This is a genomic window from Streptomyces sp. MspMP-M5 (assembly GCF_000373585.1).
Taxonomy (GTDB): Bacteria; Actinomycetota; Actinomycetes; order Streptomycetales; family Streptomycetaceae; genus Streptomyces.
Window position 1 is genome coordinate 1 of the sequence record NZ_KB891862.1, and the last position, 1,796, is coordinate 1,796.

Genomic DNA, 1,796 nt, shown 5'->3' on the forward strand with positions numbered 1-1,796 from the left:
GGGGTGCTCAGCCGTCCAGGCTCAGCACCATCGTCGGACGCTCGATGACATGATCGTCGCGCAGCGGCCGCACCGCGGTGCCGACGGCGAAGAACTCGGTGGTGTGCCCGCCCCAGCGGTGGTTGTGCGAGTTGAGTTGGACGCCGACGATGCCCTCCGCGTGCAGTTCCTCCGCCTCCCGCTGCATCCGCTCCATCGCCAGCTCCCGCGCGTCGTAGAGGGCCTGGGTGAACGGTTCGATCTCCACGTTCTTGCCGATGTTGGAGAACACCGAGCCGATCTTCTGGTGGGCGATGTGGTAGACGCAGGTGCCCATCACCATGCCCAGCGGGGCGTATCCGGCGCGGACCAGGGTCCAGAAGTCCTGTCCGCTCAGGTCGGAGGTGAAGGGCTGGCCCTTGATGTTGCGCCAGCTGCCGTTGCCGCCGGGCGCGGGCGCGTCGGCCTTGACGGCGGTGCCGATGGCGATGAATTCGGCGATGTCGGTGCCGAACTCCCGTGCCTCGACCGAGAGCCGCACTCCCACGATGCCGTCGGCTCCGAGCTGCGCCGCCTCGGCCTCCATCCGCGTCATGGCCAGCTCCCGGGCGTGGTACATGGCCTGGCTCAACGTCGTGAGCTCTTGGTTCTTCCCCCAGCGGCCCAGCTGGATGCCCACGTGGTAGATGGAGCTGCCCAGGACCAGGCCGAGCGGGCGGAACCCCGCCTCGCGCACGAGCAGGAACTCGTTGACCGTCAGGTCACTGGTGAAGATCGACCCCGGCCTGCCCGGCTGGAGTTCGGCCAGCCGCCGCATCGCATCGGCCGGGACGCCCTGGGAGGTCGGATCGGTGGCGGTCATGAGCGGTTCCCCTCGTGAAAGTACCTGATGGTGACGGGTGGATGGTGAGGGACGGAGGGCGGTAGGCGGATGTCGGAAGGGAGATGGGGAGGGGGGCGGGGGCGAGAGCGCGAGGGTGGGCAACGGCCTCCGGCGGTGGGGTGCGCGCTCACACCGGCCGTGCGCGGCGTCGCTGCGGATCCAGCGACATCATCGTCAGCGTGCGCGGCGGCGCCTGGCGCACGGTGAAACCGGCCACGGCCGTGCCGATCAGTGTCGCCTCGGCGACATGGTCCTTCTGGTCGGAGTCGTTGTTGCGTCTGCGCGCCCTGACACAGGTCTCCTGCCATATCCGTAGTCGGCTGTCGCCCAGTACCACGCCGTCCGCCCCCGTGGACCACGCCTGCTCACCGATCCGTGCGCGGGCGTCATGACGGGTCGCCGCGACCAGCTGGCTCCAGCCGGTGACCTCCTGATTGCCGGCCCCGAACCACTTCTGTCGACGCGTCGTCCAGTCGTCGTGGCGGGTGCCGATGGCGAGCCCCACCAGCAGCTCGACCGGCACCCAGCCCGCGGCGATCAGCTTGGCGAACCCCTGGCCGTCCAGGTGTGTGGTGAAGGGGCGCTGCGGGCGCACCTCCCCCTGTGCCCGGACGGCAGTGCCCATCACCTGGAATTCGAAACAGTGGGGAGCGGACGGGAACGGTGCCATGGTGAGGTCGGCGGCCACCACACCGTCGCCGCCGAGTGCCGTGCACTCCGCCGTCATCCGCGCGAGTGCCGCGTGCCGTGCCGACAGCAGCACGTCGACCAGCGCCTTGGAGGCCGCGCCCTGGCCGGAGACGGCGACCGGCGCGGGCTCATGTCTGCCCCCGGACCACGTGGCGTACCGGTAGCCGCAGTCGTAGTAGCGCCAGCGGGTCCCCCCGCCCGCCACGTGGTACACGGCCGAGCCCAGCACCTGCCCGACCGGCTC

2 protein-coding genes are annotated in these 1,796 nt (G+C 70.4%); both read right to left on the reverse strand.

Annotated elements, in window-relative coordinates:
• Positions 1-7 precede the first annotated feature (7 nt).
• Positions 8-841: a heavy metal-binding domain-containing protein gene (locus B073_RS0106240; RefSeq protein WP_018537228.1), complete on the reverse strand. Its 834-nt coding sequence runs from the start codon at positions 839-841 to the stop codon at positions 8-10.
• 148 nt (positions 842-989) lie between these two features.
• On the reverse strand, positions 990-1,796 hold an 807-nt coding region (locus B073_RS39250; protein WP_018537229.1), incomplete at its 5' end, for a heavy metal-binding domain-containing protein.

What these genes read in the sequence shown, in the direction of transcription:
- B073_RS0106240 (WP_018537228.1), bottom strand. Translation starts at nt 841, where the DNA reads ATGACCGCCACCGATCCGACCTCCCAGGGCGTCCCGGCCGATGCGATG.